The organism is Bradyrhizobium canariense (genome assembly GCF_019402665.1).
GTDB lineage: Bacteria > Pseudomonadota > Alphaproteobacteria > Rhizobiales > Xanthobacteraceae > Bradyrhizobium > Bradyrhizobium canariense.
The window spans coordinates 1-6,035 of sequence record NZ_VSST01000092.1 but is presented as its reverse complement, the minus strand read 5'-3'; the positions used below and the strand labels follow the sequence as shown (position 1 = coordinate 6,035).

Here is a 6,035-nt window from a genome sequence, read left to right as displayed (position 1 = left end):
AATGGCACGCTGCTCGGTGCTGCGAGCTCGGGGCCAGCCACGACGCGGATTGGCTTTGACAATGCTTGGCGGTCCATCATGGAAGCCACTGAAGCGGCCGCCGCACAGGCCGGACTGACGCGCGAGGATTTCGCGCGGATGCACGCCGGAATTGGCCTTGCCGGTCTTGGCCGCCGGGGCGCGGAAGCAGCGTTCAACAAGATGGCGCATCCCTTTGCGTCCCTGATCTTCATCAGCGACGGCTTGGCGGCCTGCCTTGGCGCCCATAGCGGCGCGGATGGCGCCATCGTGGTAGCCGGCACGGGCTCGGTGGGTGTCGGCCTGATCGACGGCCGCGAAGTCCGTCTCGCCGGTTACGGCTTTCCCGTGTCGGACGAAGGCAGCGGTGCCGACATCGGCCTGCAGGTTGTTCGACTGGCGCTGCGGGCCGCGGATCGCCGCGGCGAGCTGACCCCATTGCTTTCAGAGGTGCTGGGCGCCTTCGATCATGATCCTTATCAGGCGGTGGCCTGGTCTGAAGAAGCCAGGGCCACGGACTACGCAGCGTTCGCGCCGATCGTGATGCGGCACGCCAATCAGGGCGATCCGGTCGGCCGTCGCATTGTCGAACGCGCGGCCGATACCATTGGCGATCTGCTTGATCTTTTCCTGGCGAGAGGAATTGACCGGCTCTCGTTGGTAGGCGGGCTCGCGGATGCCATTACGCCGTGGCTGACGCCAGACCTGCGCGCGCGCCTGAGGTGTCCTGATGCCGACGCGGCGGCCGGCGCATTACTGGTGGCGCGAGGGCGGCTTGAGTTGGCCAGCAAAGACCTGCCCAAGAGAGAAGCTGACCAGGAGCAGGCTTCAAAGTTCCGCGTTTGATGGAGCATGGATCAACAATATGGCCACCGAACAAGTCGACCCCCGCTTTGCCGATCTCGATGCATGGCAGCTCGCGTCGGCGATGGAAGCGATGTGGGAGGGCCAGCTTGCGGCAGTCGCGGCGATCGGCCATGCCCTTCCCGCGATTACTGCGGCGACCGAGGCGGCCAAAGCGGCGCTGGGTGATCATGGACGCATTGTATATGTCGGCGCCGGCACCTCGGCCCGCGTGGCGGTCCAGGACGGCGCCGAGTTGATGCCGACCTTCGCATGGCCCAGCCAGCGCGTTCACTTCATCGTCGCCGGCGGAGACAGCGCGTTCGTCACCAGCATCGAAGGTGCTGAGGACGATATCGATGACGCGGTCACACAGATCAATGCCGCGCGGCTCACGCCGCACGACATTGTGATCGCCGTTGCCGCCAGCGGAACAACGCCATTCACGGTCGCGGCGCTGCAGCAGGCAGGCTCTTTTAGTACAGTGACGATCGGCGTTGCCAACAATCCCGGCACCGTACTGCTGGCCTCGGCAAAGTTTCCGGTGCTGATCGAGACCGGCCGCGAACTGATCGCCGGCTCCACGCGGATGAAGGCGGGCACCGCGCAAAAGGTCGTGCTGAACCTGATCTCCTCAGGAATCATGCTGCGCCTTGGCCGGGTGTACCGCGGCATGATGGTGAACATGCAGCCGACCAATGCCAAGCTGAAGCGGCGCGCCGAGGCCATGGTGGCGCAAATCGCGCGCTGTGATCCGTCGCACGCAGCACACTGGCTTGAGCAGGCCGAGGGAGACATCAAGACGGCAGGCCTGCTGGCGTTGGGTGTCGACAGCGTCGATGCCGAGACTATCCTGAAAAACTGTGACGGCAATCTTCGGCGCGTGTTTGCCGAGCTCGCCGGGGATCGTGACTCGCATCCTGACCGGCATCCCAAGGAAGCGGCGCGGAAGCAAGGCGGAGCGCGCGAGCCGTGACGACATCCGCGATGGCGAGCGAAATCGGAGAAAGCGCGGATGTTGTTGCCAATATTGTTCGTAACCGCCCCGCAACGCGCGACATCGCACAGCGAATTGGGATTGGCTCTGCGCCCCTGTGCGTCGTATGCGGTCGGGGAAGCTCCGGGCATGCCGGGGTTTACTTGAGATACCTTGTCGAGACGCGGCTCCGCCTTCCCGTTTCAGCCAGCGCTCCTTCGGTGATCACGGCATTTCGTACACCCTTGATGCTGCGCCATGCGCTGTTCATCGTGATCTCGCAATCCGGGCGCAGCCCCGATCTTGTCGCGGCGACCAGATCGGCGCGCGCCGCGGGCGCCCGCACCATCGCCATCCTCAATGCGACGTCGTCGCCGGTGGCTGACGAAGCGGAATTCGTGGTTCCGATCGAGGCCGGCCAGGAGCACTCCGTAGCGGCCACCAAGACCGTGATCGGCTCGATGGCCGCCGCCGCCCAACTTGTTGCCGAGCTGGCGGGAGATCATGCGCTGCGGTCAGCCATCGACAGGCTGCCCGAGCGCCTGCACCGCGCGTTGGCACTCGACTGGTCCGGGATTGCCGATGGTCTCGCCAAGGCGTCAGCTGTTTTTGTGGCGGCGCGGGGCCTGGGCCTCGGCTCGGCGCGGGAGATCGCTCTCAAATTGTCGGAAATCCTGCGCCTGCCTTCCATTGGTCTGAGCGCCGCCGAGCTGCAGCATGGGCCGCGCGCTGCGTTATCGTCGCGCACGCCGGTTATCATGATGCGCCTGATGGATGAAACGGCGGCCATGGTGGACGCGCTGGCAGACGAATTGCGCGGGCAGAACATCGCGCTTCATTTATGCGGCGGACCGCGTGGCTCGCTGCCCTGGTTGGCCGCGGATGATCCCGCCACCGACCCGATCACCATGCTGGTTCCGGCCTATCGGATGATCGAGCAGACGGCGCGGGCCTGCGGGTTTGACCCGGATCGTCCACCTCGCCTGAGCAAGATTACCGAGACGTTCTGACGGCTGACCAATCAGTAGCGGGCCACCGAAAGCACTTCGCACAACTCGGGCCGGGTGGTGGGCTGACTCCCAAGACAAGGCGCCGCCAGCTTGCGTAATGCGCGTTTACGCACTCGCGGCCCGACGCGTCCTTATCCGGTAAGACGCGCCGGGCCTAACCATTCCCTGCTTTCCCCGTAAGGTTTGGCTGAGCCAGCATAGAGCGATTCTACAAGCGACTTATACGTCTACGTCTCTGTGCAGCCGCTCCTCTTGGTTCGGAGCAAAATTCCCATGTCTCGGGCCACACGTTTGACTGACGCAATATGCCTTCCAAGCTCGGTTGCGATTTTCGTGCGTCGGCGTGCGCCTGGTCTGTGCGGCATGCGGCGCCGCAGGATCTGTGCATATCTCCCAAACTGGCATGACAGTCGAGGGCAAGTCAGGCCAAGCATGGGGGCTTGAGGTTTTGATTCCAGCGATGAAGCACGTCACCGAGCGCCGTTTTGCCAGTCCGGAAGCCGCCGCGCGTCAGCTCGTTCAGCTGGCTTCAGGCATCGAGGCGGTATATCTAGAAGATAAACTACCCCTTCCTCTACACGCTCAAGGCAAGCGGCGCAGAGTTCGGCGCCGGCATCAGGTGCGCTGTCGAGAAGGGCTGGCTGGAGCTGCATGAGAGCGGCACCTATGTGCGGCTCCTGACAACTGTAGGAACCTAGCATCACTGCCCCGCTTGCGGTCTTGCTGGCTCCTCTCTTTCGAGCTGGCGGAGCGGCCCTCGGCATCAACCCTCAGGCCCTCAAGCCGGGGGGCGTCTCTCGTTCGATGGAGGAGAGTCCTCATGCTCCGGACAGTTCCGCCAGCTTCCGCTGAATTGCCAAAAAGTCCCGATGCCTTCCGACCGTCACCTTTCATATGCCAAATGACATAGGCAACGGCTAAATCGAACTGGCGCCAACGCAATGCTGCAAAAAAGCCGGCCCCAGACGATGATTCCTGAGGCCAGAAGTTCTACGCGTCCGCTCCGAGACATCGCCCGGAGCTGGAGGCGAACGCACCCAGATTGCCAGTTGTTCCCGATCCTCATGGACTTGAGAGCCGGCGCACTGATGCATGTTAAGCCTTCTGCCGATTGTGAAATTGCATCATATTGCGAGCCAGAGATGCTGCGGTACGATCATAGCACCGGGGCTGGCTGCATATTTCACCTAGTCGTTATTTTTGACCGCGCGGGCCGCAGCAGCAGTCCCCCTGCTGCGGCCTTCGTGTTCACGGCTGTTAGTACCAACGAGTTCGGCGTCCTGTGCCATGGAGAAGATATTGTGTCCAAAGAGAACAATTGCCTGATCGTTCGAGCTGCGGGAAGACAACTCGACCTGTTACGCGGCGAAGCCTCCCGCATCGCGAAAGGCAGTAACGCCGATTGGTGGATCGATCAGGCAGAGGTCGGCACTCGCTTCTGCTTCGAGGATACAAAAGCAAAAGAGTCATTCGCTCTCGCTTGTGACAACCTCGGTATTCCCTGCCAAGACGGCTAGTCCGCAGTTGAGCTGTAAGCTGGCGGCAGGGCCGCACAACCATTATAGCAGTCCAGCGCTATCCGGCTCCGTGCCTGGAGGTCCGCACCTGATCCCAAGCACGCGAACCGAGCCCGTCGGCGCCGCCGCCGAGAGCGGACTCATGAAGCGGCGCACTGGCCAAGATGAGGGTCAAGCTGTTCCACTGAACTCGTTCGTATCCACGCTGAGGCCGCGCAGTGAGATCAAATTGCGCTGTGTACAGCGCGCCTAAATGGCGCGCGAGATCAGAACCAGCTGCGGTTATTTTGGAAGCACGCCTGTTTGGTGCGGTCCCAGATGAAATCCCCGCCGCCGCAGGGTGGACGGGGGCGAGAGGTCGCCGGGCATTCGTTCCGAACCTTGGCTCCCGTGCCCCAGCCGTCAACGACACATGCGCCACCGCTTGTCCTATGACAGCCCTCGCCACAGCCACCCCCTGCGTACGCCGCACTAGCAGCAGCGAGAACCGTGGTCGCGAGGAGCATTCCTCGTAAGATTTTTGTCACTGCCAGACTCCTGAAACCGAATGATCCCGAGCGAGAAGAACAAGATAATAGCTCCTGCCGTGCCGCTTAGCTACGATCAGCGCGGCGCGAAGTCCCCGGCTCCGCACGAAACGCTCGATGGCTGCGCTCCCCAGTTCGAACCTGTTGATCCAGCATTCTACAACCTGTGGAAAAGGCGGTTAGGTCAGCGCAGCTGCAGTTTTCGAATCCTCCATCTGTGTCCGTACTGGAGGGACGTTCTGTTTCGGGTGCGCGTGTGAGCCACTTCTTCTCAGTCCTGCTATTGCTAACCAACTTGATGCTAACGCTATGTTTCGGCGTGGCAGCGTGGCGCGTTTCCGATGACGGCGGCGCTGGTAAGGCCGTAGGAATGGCGTATGGCTGGATGCAAATCTCGGCGAACTGACATGTCCGCGTACCCCTCGCATTTTGATCTCGCGCGCTGCTGAGCGCAGGCGCGCCGCGGCGCTGCTGCGCTCTCAAGGGGAAGGCGGTCCTGGAGCATCTGACGTCTAGAGTGGTCACGAGCGGCCTTCGGTGTCCTGGCTGCTTACTTCCGCTTGAGCTCCGGGGACGGACATCATCGGCGCCGGTCAGGATGTCCGAGATGGGCCAGAAGCGGACATCAACAGGAAGATGCCAAAGTCATGGCAGCTCGTCGTCGGTCAATCAATCCAGCCAATGATGCCAAGAAACCAACCACCAAAGAAAGAGGTGATAAGCAGGATAAGCATGAGGAGATAGTCCGTTTCGAAGGGACCGGATTCTTGCCAGCCTTGAAAATGATGAAGTCCGAGCAGCCCCAGTGTAAAAATTCCTGCACACATGACGGGCCACATCGCCGCACGCCGCGGCTGACGGTCCAGCCGTCCCTGAAGGTTTCGTGGTAGAGATCCAGCTCGACGGTACGCCACTGCGGCGCTCAAGACGACCACGATCAGACAGGCAGTGAGGAAGTACATGGCCACAATCCTTTGGCGCCCTAGTTTGTACTGGCTAGGACCTAGAGAAGGGCTTGCCGAGCAGATCGAAGTTTACCGACTGCGATATTGGTTCCCTAACTGGACGCGATGACCACGAAGTCAGCTAATGGAATGGTCCGGCCGTGCTCCGGCCCTGCCAGCACGAGAAGCTGGCAAGGGGC

At 61.9% G+C, this 6,035-nt stretch carries 6 protein-coding genes; 4 read left to right on the top strand and 2 right to left on the bottom strand.

Features of this window, described 5'->3' with window-relative positions:
- The 4 genes from FXB41_RS37940 to FXB41_RS41285 all read left to right on the top strand — a co-directional run.
- The coding region (locus FXB41_RS37940) for a glucosamine kinase nucleotide-binding domain-containing protein (protein ID WP_219685410.1) at positions 1–864 on the top strand (864 nt) is incomplete at its 5' end.
- Positions 865–883: 19 nt separating this feature from the next.
- Entirely contained in the window at positions 884–1,837 is a 954-nt protein-coding gene (locus FXB41_RS37935; protein WP_219685409.1) for an N-acetylmuramic acid 6-phosphate etherase, read from the top strand.
- Between the two features lie 11 nt (positions 1,838–1,848).
- Complete coding sequence (locus FXB41_RS37930) at positions 1,849–2,847, top strand: SIS domain-containing protein (protein WP_219685408.1); 999 nt, start codon at positions 1,849–1,851, stop codon at positions 2,845–2,847.
- Positions 2,848–3,896: 1,049 nt separating this feature from the next.
- Entirely contained in the window at positions 3,897–4,364 is a 468-nt protein-coding gene (locus FXB41_RS41285; protein WP_246649526.1) for a hypothetical protein, read from the top strand.
- A 266-nt stretch (positions 4,365–4,630) separates the two neighbouring features.
- Here FXB41_RS41285 and FXB41_RS42110 read toward each other — a convergent pair whose 3' ends face one another.
- Positions 4,631–4,870 carry a hypothetical protein gene (locus FXB41_RS42110; RefSeq protein WP_083869850.1) on the bottom strand — a complete coding sequence of 80 codons (240 nt, stop codon included), beginning with the start codon at positions 4,868–4,870 and terminating at the stop codon, positions 4,631–4,633.
- 686 nt (positions 4,871–5,556) lie between these two features.
- The gene (locus FXB41_RS37920) at positions 5,557–5,853 is read right to left on the bottom strand and encodes a hypothetical protein (RefSeq protein WP_007595380.1); all 297 of its coding nucleotides are present in this window, start codon (positions 5,851–5,853) and stop codon (positions 5,557–5,559) included.
- Between the last annotated feature and the right edge of the window lie 182 nt (positions 5,854–6,035).

Coding starts and splice junctions, on each gene's coding strand:
- FXB41_RS37935 (WP_219685409.1), top strand. CDS start 884: ATGGCCACCGAACAAGTCGACCCCCGCTTTGCCGATCTCGATGCATGG.
- FXB41_RS37930 (WP_219685408.1), top strand. CDS start 1,849: ATGGCGAGCGAAATCGGAGAAAGCGCGGATGTTGTTGCCAATATTGTT.
- FXB41_RS42110 (WP_083869850.1), bottom strand. CDS start 4,870: ATGCTCCTCGCGACCACGGTTCTCGCTGCTGCTAGTGCGGCGTACGCA.
- FXB41_RS37920 (WP_007595380.1), bottom strand. CDS start 5,853: ATGTACTTCCTCACTGCCTGTCTGATCGTGGTCGTCTTGAGCGCCGCA.